The sequence below is a fragment of the Chromobacterium sphagni genome (assembly GCF_001855555.1).
Taxonomy (GTDB): domain Bacteria; phylum Pseudomonadota; class Gammaproteobacteria; order Burkholderiales; family Chromobacteriaceae; genus Chromobacterium; species Chromobacterium sphagni.
This window is the reverse complement of sequence record NZ_MKCT01000001.1, coordinates 425277-445701: the sequence shown is the minus strand read 5'-3', so window position 1 is coordinate 445701 and position 20425 is coordinate 425277. Positions and strand designations below refer to the sequence as shown.

The window sequence follows — 20425 nt, the reverse complement described above, 5'->3', positions numbered from 1 at the left end:
CATGAACCGGCACGAGGCCGCGGCAACCATTCTGAGCGCTGGCCGGCCATGCGAAGACGATGCCGCCGACGCCATTGCGGCAGGTAGCATGGCGATGGCCGCCAGCCAGGCGCCATCCGCCACGCTCCCGTCGGGCGTTGAGCCGCCGGCATGGCCGAGCCCCGCCGCGATATTCTCCGGCAGACTGGCCGCGGCGTGGCGGGAGTATGCGCTGGACGCATTCCAGCGCGGCGCGCTCTTCCTGGATCTGCTGCGGCAACGCGGCAACGAACAGAAAGAGATCACGTCGCGGCCGATGGCGACCGTCCTGCTGTTCGAGCAGGAAATTTTGATGCACGGCCGGTCTCTGCCGCGGCCGATCAATTATGCGCTGTCGCGCATCCTGCCGCCGCCCGGCGTGGCGACCGACCCTTGCATGCGGCCCGTGGTGGTGGTGGATCCGCGGGCGGGACAGGGGCCGGGCATAGGCGGCTTCAAGGCGCAGAGCGAGATCGGCGATGCCCTGAACGCGGGCCACCCGGTCTACTTCATCGGCTTTGGCGCGATGCCCGAGCCCGGCCAGCAGTTTCTTGATGTCGTCGAAGGTCAGGTGAAGTTCTTCGAACGCGTGGCCGAGCTGCACCCGGACGCGCCGCGTCCGTTCGCCATCGGCAATTGCCAGGCGGGCTACCAGACGCTGATGGTGGCGATGCTGCGCCCCGATCTGTTCGGCCCCTGCCTGCTCCCCGGCTCGCCGATGTCGTACTGGCAGGGGGTGCGCGGCAAGGCTCCGATGCGTTACTCGGGCGGCCTGCTCGGCGGCAGCTGGCTCGCCGCCATGATCAGCGATCTGGGCAAGGGAAAGATGGACGGAACCAATCTGATCCTGAATTTCGACAACCTGAATCCCGCCTACTGGCTGTGGGGCAAGCAATACCAGATCTACGCCGATATCGACGCCGGGGCGCAGCGCTACCTCCAGTTCGAGCGGTGGTGGGGAGACTTCACCCAGCTGAACGGCGACGAGTTGCAGTTCCTGGTGGACCAGCTCTTCATCGGCGACAAGCTTGCCCGCAACCAGCTTCAAGCCAGCGACGGCACGACCTTCGACATACGCAATGTGGTCTCGCCCATCATCGTGTTCACCTCCTCGGCCGACGATATCAGCCCGCCGCCCCAAACGCTCGGCTGGATACCCGATTTGTACCGCGACGTCGACGATATCCGCGCCGCGGACCGGACGATCGTATACTGCCTCAGCCACAAGGTCGGCCATCTGGCGATCTTCGTCTCCTCCAAGGTTGGCGCGGAGCAAGATCAGGAATTCGTGCAACTGATGGATGTCATCGACTGCCTGCCGCCCGGCCTCTATGAAATGGCCATCTCCGCGCGGAACGCCGACCTGGTGCCGGGGGGATTCGATACCGGCAACTGCTTTGCCCGCTTCGAGGCCCGCACCCTTGACGACATCCGCGCGCTTGGCCGCAACAGCCCGGAGGATGACCGCGCCTTCGCCGCCGTGGCGCGGCTGTCGGAATGGAATCTCGCGGTGTACCGCATCCTGGCGCAGCCCTGGGTGCGGGCGCTGGTCAGCCAGCCGGCGGCGGACCTGGCCGGCATCTTGAACCCTCTCAGGCTCAGCTACGCGATTTTTGCCGACGGCAATCCGTGGATGAGCGGCGTGCCCGCGCTAGCCGCCGAGGCTGAAGCCGCGCGCCAGCCCGCCGCCGCCGACAACCCCTTCCTGGCCTTGCAGGCCAAAGTCTCGGACCAGATAACGGCCGCTCTTGAAGCCTACCGCGTGGCGCGCGACGACTGGGTCGAACAGGCTTTCTTCGCTTTCTATGGCTCGCCGCTGGTGCAGGCCTTGCTCGGGCTCGACGCTGACAGCGAAGTCCGGCCAAGCCCGGACGCTTCGCCAGAGCAGTCTGCGGCCCGGCGTGCCTTGGCGGCGACGCACGCGGCGAAGCTGCAGAGCGGCGGCTTCAACGCGGCGTTGACCCGGGCCGTGCTGTACATCGTCGGGGCGGACCGGTCTTTCGGCCAGCGCAGCGCGTTCGCGTTGAACACCGCGCGCCAGACACTGATGAAACTCTCGCTGGACCAGTTCAAAAACCTGGTGCGCGACCAGTTCTTCGTGCTGCAGCTCGACCGCGAACGCGCGGTGCAGGCCATTGCCTTGATGGTGCCGGCGGCAGGCCTGCGCAAAGAGCTTGTCAAACAGGCGGAGGCGATCGTCAGCGCCGGCCGGCCCATGAGCAGCGAAGCGAGCGCCTTTCTGGCCCGGCTCTCGCAAATGCTGGAGTCGCCTGTCGAACCCGCGGTTGCCCGTCAGGCTCACAAGCAGGCCTCCTGACGTTCAAGCCGATGGGACGCCTCTAGCCATGACGGCCCGCAGGTCCTGGATGCGGCGGTGGACGCGGCGGCGCAGGCCAAGCGGATCGCCTCCCGGTGGCGGGCATCGCCGACGCACTGCTCGCGCCCAATATCGAAGCGGGCAACATGATCTACAAGGACCTCGTCTTCATGGCCAATTCCCAAAGCGCGGGCCTGGTCGTCGGCGCGCGAGCGCCGGTGATGCTGACCAGCCGCGCGGATATCGCCGCCCCCCTTTTATTCTCGGCACCCACCGCCGCCTTGTGCGCCGATGCGCTGGCGGCATCCTGCCCGACCCGAGGGATTGAGCCGCCATGGCCAACGCCATCATCGTGATCAATGCCGGCTCCACCAGCCTGAAGTTCGCCGCCTATGCGCTGAATGCCGCCAGGTCGCTGCCGCTGATTTGCCGAGGCCGGATAGCGAGCATGCGCGATGCCCCGCATTTCGCCGCCGATGACCCGGCCGGCCAGCCCTTGGGCCAACACGACTGGGACCGCGGCCATCCGCTTGACCATAAGACCGCGCTGCGTTTTGTCGTCGCCTGGCTGGAAACCGGCATCGCCGGCATCAAGGTGATCGCCGCCGGCCACCGCGTGGTGCTTGGCGGCAGCCGTTTCGCCGCTCCGGTCCGCATCGACGACGACGTGCTGGACTATCTGGACTCTCTGGCCAAGATGGAGCCATCGCACCAGATCTTTAACGTGGCCGGCATCAGGGCGCTGGCAGAGGCCTTTCCCGGCCTGCCGCAGCTCGCATGCTTCGACACCTCTTTCCACCGCACCATGCCGGAGGCGGCGCAAACCTACGCGCTGCCCAAGGATGTCCGCGATGCCGGCGTGCGCCACTGGGGCTACCACGGCATCTCCTATGACTACATCAGCCGGCAACTGCCCAAGTTCGCGCCCGAAGCGCGGCGGGTGATCGTCGCGCATCTGGGCGGCGGGGCCAGTCTGTGCGCCATGCTGGACGGCCGCAGTGTCGAGACCACCATGGGCTTTTCGGGATTGTCCGGCCTGCCGATGTCGACCCGCTCGGGCGATGTGCCGCCGGACGCCTTGTTCTACCTGCTGCGCAGCAAGCTGTTCGACGACGCGTCGCTGGAGGAGATGCTTTACGAGAAAGCCGGGCTGCTGGGGTTGTCCGGTATCAGCGACAGTATGCAGATCTTGCAGGAAAGCGCGGATCCGGCGGCGGCGTCGGCAGTGGAGTATTTCGTATACGCGACGCTGAAGTACGTAGGCGCCTATGTGGCGGTGCTGGGCGGGCTGGATGCCTTGGTGTTCACCGCGGGAATCGGCGAGCACTCGGCTCCGGTGCGCGCGGCGCTGTGCCGCAAGCTGGCCTGGCTGCGCGTGAAGCTGGATCCGCAGGCCAATGAGGCCAACGGCCCGCGCATCTCCGCCCCGGACAGCGGCGTATCGGTCTGGGTGATACCAACCGACGAGGAATGGATGATCGCGCAGCATGTGCAGACGCTTGTCTGTTGACACTCCACCGCTGAACTGCGAACCTTCCCGCTTCAATTTATTTGCCATTGCCCGCCATGAAAATCACCTCAAACACCGCCGTCACTCTGCGAATGAAAGTCACCGACAGCCAGGGCCTGGTTTACGACGATGGCAAGAAACCCGTCTCCTACCTGCATGGCGATTACGACAGCCTGTTCCCCAAACTGGAAGCCGCACTTGAAGGTCAGGAATCAGGTTTTCAAACCACGCTGGAACTCGCTGCCGAAGATGCCTTCGGTGAACGCGACGAAGCCCTGGTCACCACCATGCCCAAATCCGACTTCCCGCCCGGCGTCAAGGTAGGCGGACAGCTCCAACGCACCGGCCCGGATGGCGAACCGCGCTACTATTTCGTCACCAAGATCAAAGGTCCAACCGTATTGCTGGACGGCAACCATCCGCTTTGCGGCAAAACCCTGCGCTTCGCCCTCAAAGTTGTGGACGTGCGCGCGGCAACCGCCGAGGAAATTGCCCACCAGCATGTACATGGCGAGCACGGGCATCAGCACTGACGCCGCCCGCCCGACATAAACAAAGCCCTCCCGATTCGGGAGGGCTTTGTTTCGCCCGGACCCTGCCGTGTCCGACATTCTGTGTAAAGCCATCATTTCGCAACTGCTGCCAACTGACCGCTGGGCAGACTTATGCCGTCACTTGGAGTATCGCTTAGTCGGATGGAGGTCATTTCCAATCAATTCGCGCGAATAAAGTCCGTCGGAGTTTGACAACAGAGAAGGGGCCGTTGGCCCCTTCTTCGTTATGCCTGATCAACTCTTCAGAGATGCTGGCCTAGCGTCCGCAATACGACAAATGCAGTATTTCCACCTAGCCTATTCGTGCTTGGCATAGTGTTTGCGCTGTACCAGAATCAACCTTAGCCTCGAGCAAAGCTCATCATTGAGCAGTAACCGAGGCGCGGCAGACCCGTATTGCCATGGCATGGACGTTGGGCGGCATCGGTTTGCCTTTCTCTTAACGACTTGGTTCAAATCGTTTACGGACTCTGGTGACAACTGGAAAAGTTTGCGTGCTGATTGATGGTAGAAAGGATTGAGATGAGTACCAATGTGTACCAACAGCCATTTTACGTTCCACCCAGGACGTCGCAGCCCTACCCCGCGAGTGTCCGTCTGGGCAGATCATTCTCTTCAGGGATAATAACTGGGGCAGCAATTCACTCACAATCGACACCAATAGTCCGCAATATCCTTCAGAGAGATTTTTCTCATTCTCCGGCACTTCGATGCAGGATCAGGCAACATGGCTTGTGTTCAACCTGCCCGAGAACGTTGTCTGCACGCTGTGCAACAATGTGGTCCAGAACGCCAATCCTGCTGACTTCTCCAATGCCGGTGTGTGCGTAGACTTGATCGGCAACGGTCAAACCCAGACCATCGATTTGAAGGCGTACGGCGCCAATGACTGTCTCAGCGGCGGTATTTGGCGCGAAGTGGACTCGGATCAAGGCTGGTTTCAACTGTTCTATGACATCAATGAAAGCGGGACATTCGCTACGATTTTCCTCTCGGAATGGTCGACGGCCAAACCGATCTCGATTGCCAAATGGTGGCTTCAGGATCAGGCCTCATCGCTCAACTTTCCCTGCCTGACGCCGCCGCAGCAGCTGACGCTCTCTGACAATGCTGATGGCAGCGGCCAGTCAATGACGGTTGGCGCCAGCAATCCCTTCGGCTCGTGGAACACCCAAGCTGCGGTGAACTTGACCGATAGTGGCATGAACGACAAGGTCAGCTCATTCACATACAGCCTGGTTTCTCCGGTCAAAACGGTGATCTCATCGGTTTCGGTCAATGTGGCAGCGCAGATTGTATCGGGCCAGACGTTTACCGAAACCATCTCGGGGACAAATGCGTCGTCAGAGGTGCTCACGCTCACCGATACGGTCGCAGTCGGCAAGTCGGTGCAGATCTCGAATACAACGACTCAGCAATATGAGACGACTGCGTCGATTTCTGCAACCGTCACGGCAACCGAGGGGGTGCCGGATGTCGATTCCATCCAGACGAGTTTGACCGCATCGTTTTCGGTGACGCAAACCACATCGTCGTCCCAGACGACATCCACTACCAACAGCGTCGATCTGCAGCAGCAGATTACCTTCAACGTGCCGCCGCATTCGAGTTATTCCGGCATTGCCACCATTGCAATCGGCCAAGTGCCGCCGACGACCGTAACTCAGACCGGCTCCTTCTACTACAAGCAGAACCTGCCGGGCTCCATCAAGCAGAGTGACGGAACCTATCTACTGACCATGCCGATCACCGTCACCATCAACGGCGAGGTAGGGTCGTCCGTTCAGTTCAACATCACGTCAACGCCGCTTAATTTGGCATAGGTTAGCAGCGCCACGGCCCGCTCTTGGTTGCTCCAGGGCGGGCCGCGACCGCTCTGTTGAAACCCTTGCTATTGTTGGTGTTGCCAAGCGATGGCAACAAGAACGCAGGTAGTCGCTTGAATCGTCGTTCTGTGGCGGGCTTAATGTTTTGGCGGTGTTGATTTATCTTCAATTTGCTCGAGAAAAGAGGCCCGGAAGGGCCTCTTTGCCTGAGCGCGCAAGGGTGCCTTTCCGCGCGGGTTGCCAGTATTGAGATGGCGAGTCAGAAGAGCGAAAACGCAGGTGAGGCCGTCGTAAAGTGACGGTCGGCGCCGAATTGCCGGCGCCGACCGTTCCCATTGGCGGGGTGTCAGGCCATCACTTCAGGTCAAAGCGGTCCAGATTCATCACCTTGTTCCAGGCGGCGACGAAATCGCGCACAAACTTCTCCTGCGCGCCGTTTTGGGCGTATACCTCCGCCAGCGCGCGCAGCTGCGAGTTGGAGCCGAACACCAGGTCGACGCGGGTGCCGGTCCACTTGACCTGTCCGGTCTTACGGTCGCGGCCTTCATACAGGTCGTTGGCGGCGGAGGCGGGCTGCCAGACCACGCCCATGTCGAGCAGGTTGACGAAGAAGTCGTTGCTCAATACCTGCGGGCGCGCGGTGAACACGCCGTGCTTGGCATTGCCGACATTGGCGCCCAGCACGCGCAGGCCGCCCACCAGCACGGTCATTTCCGGCGCGCTCAGCGTCAGCAACTGCGCCTTGTCGATCAGCAGCGTCTCGGCCGGCAGAGAATAGGCCTGTTTCTGGTAATTGCGGAAGCCGTCGGCCTGAGGTTCCAGTACGTTGAACGACTCGACGTCGGTCTGCGCTTGGGCGGCGTCGGCGCGGCCCGGAGCAAACGGCACCTGGACCGCATGGCCGGCGGCCTTGGCGGCGGCTTCGATCGCGGCGCCGCCGGCGAGCACGATCAGATCGGCCAGCGACAACTGCTTGCCGCCGGTTTGCGCGTCGTTGAACGCTTTGCGTATGCCTTCCAGCGCATTCAGGACGCGGGCCAGTTGGGCCGGCTGGTTGACGTCCCAGTCCTTCTGCGGAGCCAGGCGGATGCGGGCGCCGTTGGCGCCGCCGCGTTTGTCCGAACCGCGGAAGGTGGAGGCGGAGGCCCAGGCGGTGGAGACCAGTTCGCCAATGGACAGGCCGGAGGCCAGCACCTTGGCCTTGAGGGCCGCGACGTCCTGGTCATCGATCTGCGGCTGACAGGCGGCTGGCACCGGGTCTTGCCAGATCAGATCCTCGGCCGGCACTTCCGGGCCGAGATAGCGGGACTTGGGACCCATGTCGCGATGGGTCAGCTTGAACCAGGCTCGGGCGAACGCATCGGCGAAGGCCTGAGGATCCTGGTGGAACCGGCGGGCAATCGGTTCGTAGATCGGATCGAAGCGCAACGACATGTCGGCGGTGGTCATCATCGGCGGATGCTTTTTCGCCGGATTGTGGGCGTCGGGGATCAGGTGTTCCGGCTTGACGTTCTTGGCCACCCACTGGTGCGCGCCGGCCGGGCTCTTGGTGAGCTCCCAGTCGTAGCCTAGCAGCATGTCGAAATAGCCGTTGTCCCATTGCGTCGGGTTGGGTTTCCAGGCGCCTTCGATGCCGCTGGTGGTGGTGTATTCGCCTTTGCCGCTGCCGAGGCGGTTGATCCAGCCCAGGCCTTGCGCTTCGAGCGGGGCGGCTTCCGGTTCCGGGCCCACCAGCGCCGGATCGCCGGCGCCGTGCGCTTTGCCGAAAGTATGGCCGCCGGCTACCAGCGCCACGGTTTCCTCATCGTCCATCGCCATGCGGGCGAAGGTTTCACGCACGTCGCGGCCGGAGGCCAGCGGGTCGGGGTTGCCGTCCGGACCTTCCGGATTGACGTAGATCAGGCCCATCTGCACCGCGGCCAGCGGGTTGTCCAGCTGGCGGTCGCCGGAGTAGCGGCTGTTGGCTTCCTGGCTGGTGGCCAGCCATTTGGTTTCTGCGCCCCAGTAGACGTCTTCCTCCGGCTGCCAGATGTCCTGGCGGCCGCCGCCGAAACCGAAAGTCTTGAAGCCCATCGACTCCAGCGCCACGTTGCCGGCCAGGATCATCAGGTCGGCCCAGGAAATGTTGTCGCCATATTTTTGCTTGATCGGCCACAGCAGGCGGCGCGCCTTGTCCAGGTTGCCGTTGTCCGGCCAGCTGTTGAGCGGCGCGAAGCGCTGGTTGCCGGCGCCGGCGCCGCCGCGGCCATCGGCGGTGCGGTAGGTGCCGGCGTCATGCCAGGCCATGCGGATGAACAGGCCGCCGTAGTGGCCCCAGTCGGCCGGCCACCAGTCCTGGGAGGTGGTCATCAGCGCCTTGAGGTCGTTTTTCAGCGCCGCGTAATCCAGTTTTCCGAAGGCTTCCGCGTAATCGAAATCCGGATTCAACGGATTGGAGGCCGGCGCATGCTGATGCAGAATGTTCAGGTTGAGCTGATTGGGCCACCAATCGCGGTTGGATCGGGCATTTACCACGGCCGGATTGCCTACGGTCTGGTGGAATGGGCATTTGGATTCGCTACTCATGACAGACTCCTCTGGTTAGAGGGTTGAAAGGACATCCTGATAAGCAGACTAATCAAAATAGTCATTGGCCGCCATTGAGCAATATTAATGGCGGTCATCACTTTTTTAAATCGAAAATTATTTTTAATAGTTATTTTTTGGCCCGAGTTCATGCTGTGGAGCCGTGGCGCAATCAGGACTTGCCGGTGGCGCCCGCCAACCAGCGGCGGCACACCAGGCAGCCTCATCATAGCAAGCTGTTTGGCATGGCGTCGTCAGGCGGCTTTTAAAATTAGATATGGCTAATGTAGCTCGGGAAGTTGGCGCGAGCGGCAAGGACAGTTGCGGGCTGGCGCGGCCGCTGCGCATGCCGATTCCGTTTGCTGGCGGCGTCGGCCCGAGGGGGCGAACAATTGATGGCCATGGCCGGCAGTACAAGCATGTGCAGGTGAAAATCGTTTTTTTCATATTAATATCAAGGCATTGCCATTTGGTTCGTCTCATCCGACCTTTGCAAGGAAAAGCCATGCAAATCGCCCCTTTGCCTGTTGATGAGAATGACCGCGTCGCGTCCTTGCGCCGGATGCAATTGCTTTGTACTCCGGACGAGCAGGTGTTTGATCAAGTGGTGCGCGTGACGAAACGGTTGTTCGACATACCCATCGTATTGATCTCGCTGGTGGATGAAAACAGCCAATGGTTCAAGTCCTGCATCGGCCTGCCGATGCGGGAGATCGATCGCGATGTGTCTTTCTGCTCGTACGCCATTCTGGGCGATCAATTGTTCATCATCCCGGATGCGACCCGCGACGACAGGTTTGCCGATAATCCGCTCGTCACGGGAAACCCTCACGTCATTTTTTATGCGGGCCGTCCGCTCAAGAATGTCGAGGGCTACCGGGTCGGCACGCTTTGCCTGATTGACCATCATGCCCGGGTGTTCTCCGAAGAGGACCAAGCGGCGCTGCATGACCTAGGCAACTGGGTGGAGCTGGCCTTCTTGAATCGCGAGCTAAGCCATACGCAAATGGAGGTGATTTCCGAGCTGGATCAGATCAAACGCAAATCCATGCTGGATGCGATGTTGAATGTGTGGAACCGCGCGGCGGGAATGGAAATCCTGGGGCGGGAAATCATCCGCTTGGGGCGTGAGGACTCCCATCTGGCGCTGCTGATGATAGACCTGGATTATTTCAAGCAAATCAATGACCAGTTCGGCCATCCTTGCGGTGATCAGGCGCTGATCGAGTTTGCCAAACGCATCTGCGCCAGCCTGCGCTCTTACGACTCGGTTGTCCGCTATGGCGGCGATGAATTCATGGTGATACTGCCCGGCATGAGTCTGGCGAGCGCCAGGGAGAGGGCGCAGCATATTCTGGATGCCATCCGGCACTCTCCGCTGATCACCGACAACGCCAATCTGAGCTTGTCCGCCAGCATAGGTGTCAGCGCGATTGCCGTTAGCAGGAGCAGGTTGGCGGGCAACGAGCTGATCCACCAAGCCGACGACGCCTTGCTTAAGGCCAAGCGGGCAGGGCGGGGCCGGGTCGAGGTTTTCGCCGATGGCTGACGCCGCGCCATCGAGGCGGCGTTTTGCTGGATTGTGATCGCCAGCATGTGAAAGAGGCCTGTCTCGGCTTCTTTGTCTTTTCGGCGGCGGCCCGCGGCGGATGGTCTCCGCATCGGAATGGATCATGGCGCAGTGGCGAAGGCGCGTGAATCGACCGCTCCGGGCGGCGGCGCGGCGATGACATGTTCCGCTGTCTGCATGATATGATTAATCTTATGGCATATCTTGGCGAGTGCCGGTTTGCATGACGGCCGCCATCGTTTTGCGGCGCAGGACGAGCCAGCCAGTTCTTTGCTGTAACCCCTTGCCGCGCCGCGACGCCGGGCATTCACTGGACGCGCTTCCCCATCCCAAAACCTATATGAGGATACTCATCGCCATGCGTGCCATCCATTCGCTGATCTTCAGCGCGCTATTGCTTGGCGGCTTTGCCGCGTCTTCAATCGCAGCGACAGAGCAGGCCGCGGCTCCGCGCATCGCCGTGGCGCCTCAATACAGCACGACCCACGTGTATGTCGCGCCGGAGGACTTCGACCGCTTCACCGACAGCCTGATCGCTACCTTCGGCGGCCACAAGTCGCAACAAGGGGTGTTCCAGGTTACCCCCACGCCAAGCCAGACCATGTCGCAGTTGGTGTTCACCCCGGTGGGCACACTGTCGGTGTTCGGCTTCAAGACACCGATACCTTATCCGTTCGGCATCGAGCGCACCGGCTATCTGGTGACCGATATGGACGCCGCGGTCAAATCCGCGAAGGCCCACGGGGCGGATGCCGTGGTGGCGACCTTCCCCGATCCGATAGGCAGCGACGCCATCATCGAATGGCCGGGCGGCGTGCACATGCAGCTGTACTGGCATACGCAGAAGCCGCAATATGATCCGCTGCAGACAGTGCCGGAAAACCGCGTCTACCTGTCGCCGCAGCGCGCCGACGCCTTTATCGGCGGCTTCGTGGCATTCGCGCACGGCCGGGTCGTTTCCGACGAGCGCAAGGCGCCGGGCATCGAAATCGGCCGGGCAAAGGAAAGCTACCGTCGCGTGCGCCTCGAGTCGCCTTTCGGCAAATTGGCGGTCATGGTGACGGATGGCCATCTGCCGTATCCGTTCGGGCGCGAGGTGACGGGATACGAAGTCGGCGATCTGGCCGCTACGCTGCGCAAGGCGCAGGCCGCCGGAGCCGCGATATTGGTTCAGCCCTTTGTTTCCGACAAGCGCGAAGCCGCGATCGTGCAGTTTCCTGGCGGATACATCGCCGAGATTCACGCCGCCGTCAGGTAGGCCAGCGTTCCGCAGCGATGGCTCCAATAAGAAAGAGGCTCCCGTGGGAGCCTTGTTGCGGTACAGCGCGGCTGATCTGCGGCGTAGATCGGCCATCAGCCGGTTTCTGCGCGGCAGCCTGGCGGCATCTTAGCGCAGACGCAGCTTCAGTTCCTCGCTGGCCTGATGAAGAGCCGCGCGGGTAGCCGGCAGCGCGGACAAAGCATTGAGCAGGCCGAAATCGTGAATCATCCCGTTGTAGCGGGTGGCCACCACGTTGACGCCGGCGGCGTCCAGCTTGCGGGCGTAGGCCTCGCCTTCGTCGCGCAAGACGTCTTTCTCCGCAGTCTGCACCAGCGTCGGCGGCAGTCCTTTCAACTGCTCGGGCGTCGCCTGCAGCGGAGAAGCGTAGACTTCCCGGCGTTGCTGCGGATCGGTGGTGTAGGCATCCCAGAACCACTTCATCATGTCCTTGGTCAGGAAGTGGCCGTTGGCGAACTCATCATACGACGCGTCTTCGAAGTTCGCGTTGGTCACCGGCCAGAACAGCACCTGGGCGCGCAGCTTGGGGCCGCCGTAGGCCTGGGCCATCAAGGCGACGACCGCCGCCATGTTTCCGCCCACGCTGTTGCCCACAACCGCCAGGCGCTTGCCGTCCACCTGGATCTGCGCGCCGTTTTCGGCGACCCATTTCGTCGCGGCGTACGCTTCGTTGATGGCTACCGGATAGCGGGCCTCCGGGGACGGGGTGTAGTTGACGAATACCGCGGCCGCGCCGGAATCGGCCACCAGATCACGCACGAAGCGCTCGTGGGTGGGGTAGTCGCCCAAAATCCAGCCGCCGCCGTGGAAGAACATGAATACCGGCAGAACCCCCTTGGCGCCGGCCGGCCGCACGATGGTGAGCTTCAACGGCTTGCCATCCACCGTGATGGTCTTTTCGCTGACGTCGGCGGGCTGAAGCTTGGCGTCTTTCTGCGCGCCGGTCAGCACATTGCGCGCATCGGCCGGCGATAGCGTTTCCAGCGGCTGGCCGCCGCTCTTGGCAAGCGTTTCGAGAAAAGCCTGGGTATGGCGTTCGACTCCGGGGCTGCCTGCAGCCAGCGCGTTGCCGGCAAGCATGGCGGCAACCGATGCCGCAACGATATTGAACTTGGTTTTCATGATGGTTTTTCCTGATTGGGCTATAGCGGCGATGGTTCAGACCAGACTGAGGCGCACGTCGATGTTATTGCGCGTGGCATTGGAGTAAGGGCAGACCACGTGGGCCTTCTCCACCAGCGCCAGCGCCGTTTCGCGGGGCAGGCCGGGCAGGGATACCTGCAGTTCCACTTCGATGGCGAAACCGGTAGGGACCGTTCCGATTCCGACGGCGCCGGTGACGCTGCTCGCATCGGACAGCGCAACCTTTTCCCTGGCGGCGACAAACTTCAGCGATCCGAGGAGGCAGGCGGAATAGCCGGCGGCGAACAGTTGCTCGGGATTAGTGCCGGCGCCGCCAGCGCCGCCCAGTTCGCGCGGCGTGGACAACTGGACTTTCAGGGCGCCATCGGAAGAGGCGGCGCTTCCTTCCCGGCCTCCGGTTGCGGTGGCCTGGGTGCGGTACAGAACTTTCTCGATCGACATGCTGTGCTCCTTTGCAACTTGACTGGTTTGCGTGATGCCGTTTGGCAAGACGAACTTTACGCTTGGATCTGATACTTATGGTTGCGTAAAATATTGAAAAATTGATAAGGAGTATCGATTTGACCGATGCATGTACGGATCGCCTGGACGCGCTGCTGAATCATTTTCCGGTGCGCGCGCGGATGTTCCATTCCGGCGCCTTATGCGGCGTCACTGATTTCGCCGCGCCGGGTGCTGGCGGTCAGATACACCTTGTCAGGTCTGGCGCGATGGATATCATCCATCCCGGCCAACCCGCGTTGCAGGTGAGCGTTCCCAGCTTGCTGCTCTATCCGCGGCCCATCTCCCGGCGTTTCGTCACGGATGCCGAGCGCGGTGCCGACCTGGCGTGCGCGGAGCTGCGCTTCGATGGCGGCGCCGACAATCCGATCATCGGGGCGCTGCCGGATCTGGTCTGCCTGCCGCTGGCGGCCATCGACGGCGCCGAGCATGTGCTGGAGCTGTTGTTCGAGGAGGCCTTCGGCAATAACTGCGGCCGGTATGCGCTGGTTGACCGGCTGTTCGAGGTGGTGCTGATTCAGGTGTTGCGTCAGTTGATGGAGGCGAACCAGATCCGCGGCGGCATGCTGGCCGGCTTGTCCCACCCCAAATTGCGCAAGGCGCTGGTGGCGATGCATGAACAGCCGGCGCAGGAGTGGTCGCTGGATGCATTGGCCAATGCATCGGGAATGTCGCGCAGCGTTTTTGCCGGCGCTTTCCGCAGCATTGTCGGTTGCACGCCTGGGGCCTATCTGCAAGGGTGGCGCATCAGGCTGGCGCAGCAGGCATTGCGGCAGGGACGGCAGTTGAAGATGATTGCGATCGAGGTAGGTTATGGCAGCGAAGCCGCGCTGTCGCGGGCATTCAAGGCGCAATGCGGCATCACGCCGCGGGAGTGGCGGCAAACACGGCAAGCAGGCTGAGGAATGGGCTAGGCCAGCTTTTCGGCCGGGATGGACAAGCAAACGGATCAAGGGCCATTATCACGTGTCCAAGCGGATGCAATCCGCGGCGCGTCGAAACGAGCCGGGACGAATCGAACAAGGAAGCGCTGACGCCGGGTCTCTGGGAGCCCGCCGCCCGCCGCGCCGGAACAGGGCGGGCCGGGCGCCGGGTGGAGGCGAATGCCAAGACTATTCTGGTTTGCGGCGTGCGTTGCGTTGAGGGCGCTAGCGCCCGGATAGGCGATGCACGTCGTGGGTGGTGAAAGGCTGGTTGGCCGGCGGCATGTGCAGCCATTCGGGATGGGACAGGCTGTGGCGGATGTCCAACAGACCGCTCTGCCAGTGTTCGCGCATGGTGCTGGCACTGAACTGGAAGTCCTTGTAATGACCTTCGCAGGGACTGTCCTGGTAGATCAGATGGATCACGTTGAACACCCGGTCGCAGGCCTGCTCCGCCGCCCGCTGGTAGGCCGGAGAGTGGGCGCGGTCTTCCGGAACCAGCTCCATCACCTCGCGCAGCAAGCGGCGGAAGCGCTGGGTTTGCGCCATGTAGTCGGTGATCATCCGGGTACGGCTGGAGTACTGGATCTCTTTCTGTCTTTGCGTCACCTTGGACAGATCGGTAGGCGGCTCGCCGCTGGCATTCCATAGGTCCACCTGGAACACCAGCGAGTTCTTGCGCGGCTTGCCGGCGAGCACTTGCTGCAGCGGGGTATTGGACACCATGCCGCCGTCCCAGTAGTGCTCGCCGTCTATCTCCACCGCCGGGAAGCCCGGTGGCAGCGCGCCGGAGGCCATGAAGTGTTCGGCGCGCAGCCGCGTCTGAGTATTGTCGAAATAGACGAAGTTGCCGCTCTTCACGTGCACGGCGCCCACCGACACCCGCATTTCGCCGCTATCGTTGAGGCGGTCGAAATCCACCAGGCTTTCCAGCGTGCTTTTCAGCGGCGAGGTGTCGTAAAAGCTGGCGTTGCCGGGTTGCAACAGGCTGTCGGCGCCCAGCAACTGGCGCGGCACGAAGAAGCCGTTCTGGCCTTCGGTCAGCGCGCGCCAGGCTTCCCAGCCGTTGAACAGGGTCTGCATGGCCGACGGCAGGGCGTGGCCAAGGTTCAGCAGGTTGTGCGGGCTGGGCGGCAGCAAGGGCTGCCGGCTAATGGTGTGCCAGAATTGTTCCAGCTTCTCGGCGCGCTGTTCCGGCGGATTGCCGGCGATGATGGCGGCGTTGAGCGCGCCGATGGAAATGCCTGCCACCCAGTTGGGGTGCAGCCGGGCCTCCGCCAGCCCCTGGTAGACGCCGGCCTGGTAGGCGCCCAGCGCGCCGCCGCCCTGCAGAACCAGCGCCACCACCTGGTAGTGGTGGCCGGCAGGTAGCGCGGGGCTATGATAGACGCCGGCATCAGAATGGCAGGCCGGATTGAGCTTGGATTGCGCCATGCCTGCTCCTTATTGCATGTACCAGCCGTGGCTGACGACGAAGGACTGTCCGGTCAGCGCGTTGCTGGGGAAGGCCGCCAGGAACAGCGCGGTTTGCGCCACATCGTCCACCGTGGTGAATACGCCGTCCACGGTATTGCCCAGCATCACTTTCTTGATGACCTCTTCCTCGCTGATGCCCAGTTCCTTGGCTTGTTCCGGAATCTGCTTGTCCACCAGCGGAGTGCGCACGAAGCCGGGGCAGATCACATGCGAGCGCACATTGTGCGGCGCGCCCTCCTTGGCGAGCACCCGCGCCAGGCCCAGCAGCGCGTGCTTGGCGGCGACGTAGGCGGACTTAAGCGGCGAGGCCTCGTGCGAGTGCACCGAGCCCATGTAGATGACGGTGCCGCCGCGATTGTCCTGGTACATGTATTGCAGCGCGGCCTTGGTGGTGAGGAAGGCGCCATCGACATGGATGGCCTGCATCTTCTTCCAGTCGGAGAAGCTGTAGTTGATGATGGGATTGACGATCTGGATGCCGGCGTTGGAGATCAGTATGTCCAGATGGCCGAAGGCGTCCACTACCGCCTTGGTGCCTTGGTTGACCGCTTCCTCGCTGGTCACATCCATCGCCACGCCGATGGCCTTGCCGCCGGCGCAGTTGATCTCGTCCGCGGCTTTTTGCGCGGCGTCCAGATTGATGTCGGCGATGGCCACGGCCGCGCCGGCCCTGGCGTAGACCTGGGCGATATCCTTGCCTATGCCGCTGGCGGCTCCAGTAATCAAGGCGACTTTTCCGTTCAATTGCATTTCGTTCTCCTGTTGGTTGCGGGATGGATACGGTATGGCAATACGGTGCTGCTGATGCTGCGATTACGGTTGGCGGCGTGGTCGGCCGGGCATTCGCGCGGAAAAGGCCGGTGCCGGGTTTGCGTTGGTGCGTGTTGTCTTTAAGAAGTCGGCTCTGGAGCTAAGTTCCCAGGGACGGCTGGAGCTTAACGGTTATGCTTTTGGTATTGTAGTGCGGTTCCGGCCCTTGCGGGGCGTACGCCGGGTGTCGCCGTTGCTGGTCCGGAGCAGGGATGATGGTTTACTGGTTGGCGGGGGAAGCGTAGCGGGATGGGGAGGCTGCGATCGGACACGCTCCGGTGAATGATTCGTCAGCGCCGCGCTCTCGCTTGGGAGCCGATGGCTTGGCATCCGGCACAAGGCGATGGGAAGCGAGAAATCCTTTTGTCACGATACAATCTGCTGAAACTGGGCATTTTTCTGAATTTTTCAGACTATTTTGCCTCTATTTTTAATTTTCCCGGGATTGGCGCGGTTGCCGTTGGCGATGTACAGTATTGGATAATTTCAATCATCCTGTTCCGTGTTTAAATAAATCAAGGCCGGGAAATCTAGCGCCGCCGAGGATATCTTGGCGCCGGTCTTTCGGGCTGGATTCTTGATAATCTATTCGCAATGAAGATTTTGATTCTATCGTGCCTGCTTGTCGCAGTATTGGCTTATGTATCTGGCAATAGCGTGTTGTGGGGACTGGCGCCCGTCATGGGAGCCGTCATACTGTTGCTGTTGCTTATTGTGATGGCGTTGGCGCAGTTTCGGCGGCAGAAGTGACCTCTGCCGCCTAACTTTTTCATTAGGGCAGCATGGTTTGCCATTCCTCCCATTTTTTGCTGATGGCGGCGTCCGGCGCGGGCTGGGGGGGCGGTGAATGCGATGGTGCCGGTTTTGAGATTCAAGCTTTGGTTGCCAATGCCGTTGCCAGATAGTCCACCAGGCAGGCGATCCGCGGCAGCGGTCGGCCCTGTTTGTAGTACACGGCCCAGATCGGTTGGCGCCGCTCCAGTTTTTCCCGCAGTCCAATTTCTTCCAGACGTCCTTCCCGAATATCCGCTCCCACCAGAAAATCCGCCAGGCAGGCGATGCCGCATTGCTGCAGCGCCAGCGCGCGCAAGGTGGCGCCGCTGGAAGCCGCGAGGCCGGGCGCGATGGCAAGTCCATCCTTGCCGTTGGCGCGCAGTGGCCAGACGTTCAGCGTGGCCGGACTGCTGAAGCCCAGCAGCTGGTGTTTCAGCAGCGCCTCCACATTCTCGGGGTGGCCGCGGGCATCCAGATAGGCCGGCGCGGCGACGATGCGCAGCGGGCTTTCGCACAACAGCCTGGCGTTGAGGCTGGAGTCGGCCAGCGGGCCGACGCGGATGGCGAGGTCGGCGCGCTCTTCTATCAAATCCACCACCGCTTCGGCGCCGGTCAATTCCAGCCTGACCAGCGGGTAGCGCGCCTGGAAGCTGGCCAGCAGCGGCGCCAGCAGGTGGTCCAGCACCGGGATGGCGGCGTTGACGCGCACCAGGCCGGAGGGCTGCGCGGCGGCGGCCTGCAATTGCTGTTCGGCATCCTGCAGGTTCTGCAGGATGCCGCGCGCGCGCTCCAGCAGCCAGGCGCCTTCCTCGGTCAGGTCCAGCCGGCGGGTGGTGCGGGTGAGCAGTCGCACGCCCAATTGTTGCTCCAGCTTGGACAGGTTGCGGCTGACACCGGAGGCGGTGAGGCCCAGCTTGTCGGCAGCGGCGGAGAAGGAGCCGTTATCTATGATCGCGGTGAACGCAATCAGGCTTTCCGTGCTTAGCATTATCAACTTTTACGCAAAAGACCTTGTCAGTACAGCCCATTTTTCTCGGGCTGGCAAGCGCGGACAATCGGCAGCCTGATTTCATCGACAGGAGCCATCCATGCCACTCGCACTATGGGCGCTGACGCTCAGCGCCTTCGCCATCGGCACCACCGAATTCGTCATCGTCGGCTTGATTCCCACCATTTCCTCCAGCTTGCAGGTTTCGCTGCCGTCGGCCGGCTTGTTGGTTAGCCTGTACGCGCTGGGCGTCGCCATCGGCGCGCCGCTGCTCACCGCGCTGACCGGCCGCCTGCCGCGCAAGCTGCTGCTGCTTGGCCTGATGGCCTTGTTCACCGTCGGCAACCTGGTGGCTTGGCAGGCGCCGGGCTATGAGGCGTTGATCGCGGCGCGCATCCTCACCGGGCTGGCGCACGGCGTGTTCTTCTCCATCGGTTCCACGCTGGCCGCCGGCCTGGTGCCGAAGGACAAGGCCGCCAGCGCCATCGCGCTGATGTTTTCCGGCCTGACCGTGGCGCTGGTGACCGGCGTGCCGCTGGGCACCGTCATCGGCCAGCATTTCGGCTGGCAGGCCACTTTCCTGGCGGTGTCGCTGCTGGGTGTGGCGGCGTTCATCGGCAGCCTGCTGCTGGTGCCGGCCAATCTGCCCAAGCCGGCGCCGGCCCGGCTGTCCCGTCAACTGGCGGTATTGGCCCAGCCGCGGCTGCTATTGGTGTACGCGATGACCGCGCTGGGCTATGGCGGTTCATTCACCGCCTTCACCTTCCTCGCCCCAATTTTGCAGCAGGAGGCCGGCTTCGCGCCGGGCAGCGTGGCGGCGATCATGCTGCTGTACGGCGTGTCGGTGGCCGTCGGCAATATTTGGGGCGGCCGGTTGGCCGACCGCAAGGGTCCGGTGCCGGCGCTGCGCATCATTTTCGCCGGCTTGGCGCTGGTGCTGCTGGCCTTGAGCTTCGCCGCCGTCTCCAAATGGCTGGTGGCGCTGACGGTGCTGGCCTGGGGCGGGTTCGCCTTCGGCAACGTGGCCGGCTTGCAGCTATACGTGGTGCAGCAGGCCGAGCGCAGCGCGCCCCAGGCGGTGGACGTGGCTTCCGGCCTGAATATCGCGGCTTTCAATGTCGGCATCGCCGGCGGCGCCTGGCTGGGCGGCCATATCGTGGCCAGCCTGGGCCTGCTGGCCACGCCGTGGATAGGCGCGCTGATCGTGCTGGGCGCCTGGCTGCTGACCGGCTGGTCCGGTGCGCTGGATAGGCGCGCGGCGCACAATGACGGTGGCAAGGCTGCGCCGGCGGCGCAGCGGTCCTGAATCTTTCCGCCGGGCGCGTGCTGCCCGGCGTCACTCTCGCAATAAGGAATACATGATGAAAATGCCAAAACTGGGTCTGGGAACCTTCCGCCTGACCGGCCAGCAAGCAATAGACTCGGTGGCCACCGGCCTGGAACTTGGCTACCGCCATATCGACACCGCGCAGATCTACGGCAACGAGGCGGAGGTCGGGCAGGCGCTGGCCGCCGGCGGCGCGGCGCGCGGCGAGGTCTACGTCACCACCAAGATCTGGACTGCCAACCTGGGGGCCGGCCGCTTGATTCCCAGCTTGCGCCAGAGCCTGGACAAGCTGCAGCTCGATCAGGTGGACATGACGCTGATCCACTGGCCGTCGCCGAACGGCGAGGTGGCGGTGGCGGAGTATATGGCGCAACTGGCCGAGGCCAAGCAACTGGGGCTGACGCGCGAAATCGGCATTTCCAACTTTCCCATCGGCCATATCGAGCAGGCCATCGCCGCGGTGGGGGAGGGCGAGATCGGCACCCATCAACTGGAAGTGCATCCCTACCTGCAAAACCTCAAGGTCAGGGCCTTTTGCCGCGAACACGGCATAGCGCTCACCGGCTACATGCCGCTGGCCTACGGCCGGGCGGTGAACGACGAGTTGTTACAGCGGATAGGCGCGAAGCACGGCGCCAGCGCGGCGCAGGCGGCGCTGGCCTGGCAGCTGCAACAGGACATCACGGTGATTCCGTCATCCACCAAGCGCGCCCATCTGGCGGCCAACCTGGAGGCGATGAAGCTGCGTTTGGACGAGGACGACATGGCGCGCATCAACGCGCTGGAGTGCAATGGCCGCATCGTTGATCCGGACTTCGGTCCGGCCTGGGACGACTGAGCCGCT

At 62.7% G+C, this 20425-nt stretch carries 18 protein-coding genes; 12 read left to right on the top strand and 6 right to left on the bottom strand.

Annotation, left to right across the window (positions count from 1 at the left end; genetic code table 11):
• The first annotated feature begins 1 nt into the window (after position 1).
• The 5 genes from BI344_RS02175 to BI344_RS02155 all read left to right on the top strand — a co-directional run bounded on the left by BI344_RS02175 (position 2) and on the right by BI344_RS02155 (position 6222).
• On the top strand, positions 2 to 2335 hold the full coding sequence (locus BI344_RS02175) for a DUF3141 domain-containing protein (RefSeq protein WP_206600315.1): 2334 nt from the start codon (positions 2 to 4) through the stop codon (positions 2333 to 2335).
• Positions 2336 to 2430: 95 nt separating this feature from the next.
• Positions 2431 to 2691, top strand: a complete 261-nt coding sequence (locus tag BI344_RS02170; protein WP_071111318.1) for a phosphate acyltransferase — start codon at positions 2431 to 2433, stop codon at positions 2689 to 2691.
• The gene (locus BI344_RS02165; RefSeq protein ID WP_071111317.1) at positions 2670 to 3845 is read left to right on the top strand and encodes an acetate/propionate family kinase; all 1176 of its coding nucleotides are present in this window, start codon (positions 2670 to 2672) and stop codon (positions 3843 to 3845) included. Before BI344_RS02170 ends, BI344_RS02165 begins: the two co-directional genes overlap by 22 nt.
• Before the next feature lie 56 nt (positions 3846 to 3901).
• Positions 3902 to 4378, top strand: a complete 477-nt coding sequence (locus tag BI344_RS02160; protein WP_071111316.1) for an FKBP-type peptidyl-prolyl cis-trans isomerase — start codon at positions 3902 to 3904, stop codon at positions 4376 to 4378.
• Between the two features lie 731 nt (positions 4379 to 5109).
• Positions 5110 to 6222: a hypothetical protein gene (locus BI344_RS02155; RefSeq protein WP_071111315.1), complete on the top strand. Its 1113-nt coding sequence runs from the start codon at positions 5110 to 5112 to the stop codon at positions 6220 to 6222.
• A 357-nt stretch (positions 6223 to 6579) separates the two neighbouring features.
• Here the strand turns inward: BI344_RS02155 and katG are convergent, their stop codons facing one another.
• The gene (gene katG / locus BI344_RS02150) at positions 6580 to 8790 is read right to left on the bottom strand and encodes a catalase/peroxidase HPI (RefSeq protein WP_071111314.1); all 2211 of its coding nucleotides are present in this window, start codon (positions 8788 to 8790) and stop codon (positions 6580 to 6582) included.
• A 277-nt stretch (positions 8791 to 9067) separates the two neighbouring features.
• On the opposite strand from katG, the gene BI344_RS02145 reads away from it, so the two are divergent.
• The gene (locus tag BI344_RS02145; protein ID WP_083370034.1) at positions 9068 to 10339 is read left to right on the top strand and encodes a GGDEF domain-containing protein; all 1272 of its coding nucleotides are present in this window, start codon (positions 9068 to 9070) and stop codon (positions 10337 to 10339) included.
• Between the two features lie 244 nt (positions 10340 to 10583).
• Complete coding sequence (locus BI344_RS02140; protein WP_206600314.1) at positions 10584 to 11618, top strand: glyoxalase; 1035 nt, start codon at positions 10584 to 10586, stop codon at positions 11616 to 11618.
• 129 nt (positions 11619 to 11747) lie between these two features.
• On the opposite strand, the gene BI344_RS02135 is transcribed toward BI344_RS02140, so the two are convergent.
• Together BI344_RS02135 and BI344_RS02130 are read right to left on the bottom strand one after the other, a co-directional pair.
• Positions 11748 to 12761 (bottom strand): alpha/beta hydrolase, encoded by a 1014-nt coding sequence (locus tag BI344_RS02135; RefSeq protein ID WP_071111311.1) that lies wholly within the window; start codon positions 12759 to 12761, stop codon positions 11748 to 11750.
• A 36-nt stretch (positions 12762 to 12797) separates the two neighbouring features.
• A complete protein-coding gene (locus tag BI344_RS02130; RefSeq protein ID WP_071111310.1) occupies positions 12798 to 13223 on the bottom strand; it encodes an organic hydroperoxide resistance protein in 426 nt (141 codons plus the stop codon).
• Positions 13224 to 13324: 101 nt separating this feature from the next.
• Between BI344_RS02130 and BI344_RS02125 the strand changes: the two genes are divergently transcribed.
• Entirely contained in the window at positions 13325 to 14185 is an 861-nt protein-coding gene (locus BI344_RS02125) for an AraC family transcriptional regulator (protein WP_338152201.1), read from the top strand.
• A gap of 246 nt (positions 14186 to 14431) precedes the next feature.
• Here BI344_RS02125 and BI344_RS02120 read toward each other — a convergent pair whose 3' ends face one another.
• Both BI344_RS02120 and BI344_RS02115 read right to left on the bottom strand, forming a co-directional pair.
• Positions 14432 to 15640 carry a DUF3734 domain-containing protein gene (locus BI344_RS02120; protein ID WP_071111309.1) on the bottom strand — a complete coding sequence of 403 codons (1209 nt, stop codon included), beginning with the start codon at positions 15638 to 15640 and terminating at the stop codon, positions 14432 to 14434.
• A gap of 9 nt (positions 15641 to 15649) precedes the next feature.
• Complete coding sequence (locus BI344_RS02115; protein ID WP_071111308.1) at positions 15650 to 16432, bottom strand: 3-hydroxybutyrate dehydrogenase; 783 nt, start codon at positions 16430 to 16432, stop codon at positions 15650 to 15652.
• A 342-nt stretch (positions 16433 to 16774) separates the two neighbouring features.
• On the opposite strand from BI344_RS02115, the gene BI344_RS23610 reads away from it, so the two are divergent.
• Positions 16775 to 17002 (top strand): hypothetical protein, encoded by a 228-nt coding sequence (locus BI344_RS23610; protein WP_139166856.1) that lies wholly within the window; start codon positions 16775 to 16777, stop codon positions 17000 to 17002.
• A gap of 84 nt (positions 17003 to 17086) precedes the next feature.
• Positions 17087 to 17242 carry a hypothetical protein gene (locus tag BI344_RS24690; protein WP_206600313.1) on the top strand — a complete coding sequence of 52 codons (156 nt, stop codon included), beginning with the start codon at positions 17087 to 17089 and terminating at the stop codon, positions 17240 to 17242.
• Positions 17243 to 17363: 121 nt separating this feature from the next.
• Here BI344_RS24690 and BI344_RS02110 read toward each other — a convergent pair whose 3' ends face one another.
• On the bottom strand, positions 17364 to 18254 hold the full coding sequence (locus BI344_RS02110) for a LysR family transcriptional regulator (RefSeq protein ID WP_071111307.1): 891 nt from the start codon (positions 18252 to 18254) through the stop codon (positions 17364 to 17366).
• A gap of 100 nt (positions 18255 to 18354) precedes the next feature.
• Between BI344_RS02110 and BI344_RS02105 the strand changes: the two genes are divergently transcribed.
• Positions 18355 to 19560, top strand: a complete 1206-nt coding sequence (locus BI344_RS02105) for an MFS transporter (RefSeq protein WP_071111306.1) — start codon at positions 18355 to 18357, stop codon at positions 19558 to 19560.
• 55 nt (positions 19561 to 19615) lie between these two features.
• The gene (dkgB, locus tag BI344_RS02100; protein ID WP_071111305.1) at positions 19616 to 20419 is read left to right on the top strand and encodes a 2,5-didehydrogluconate reductase DkgB; all 804 of its coding nucleotides are present in this window, start codon (positions 19616 to 19618) and stop codon (positions 20417 to 20419) included.
• The last annotated feature ends 6 nt before the right edge of the window (positions 20420 to 20425 follow it).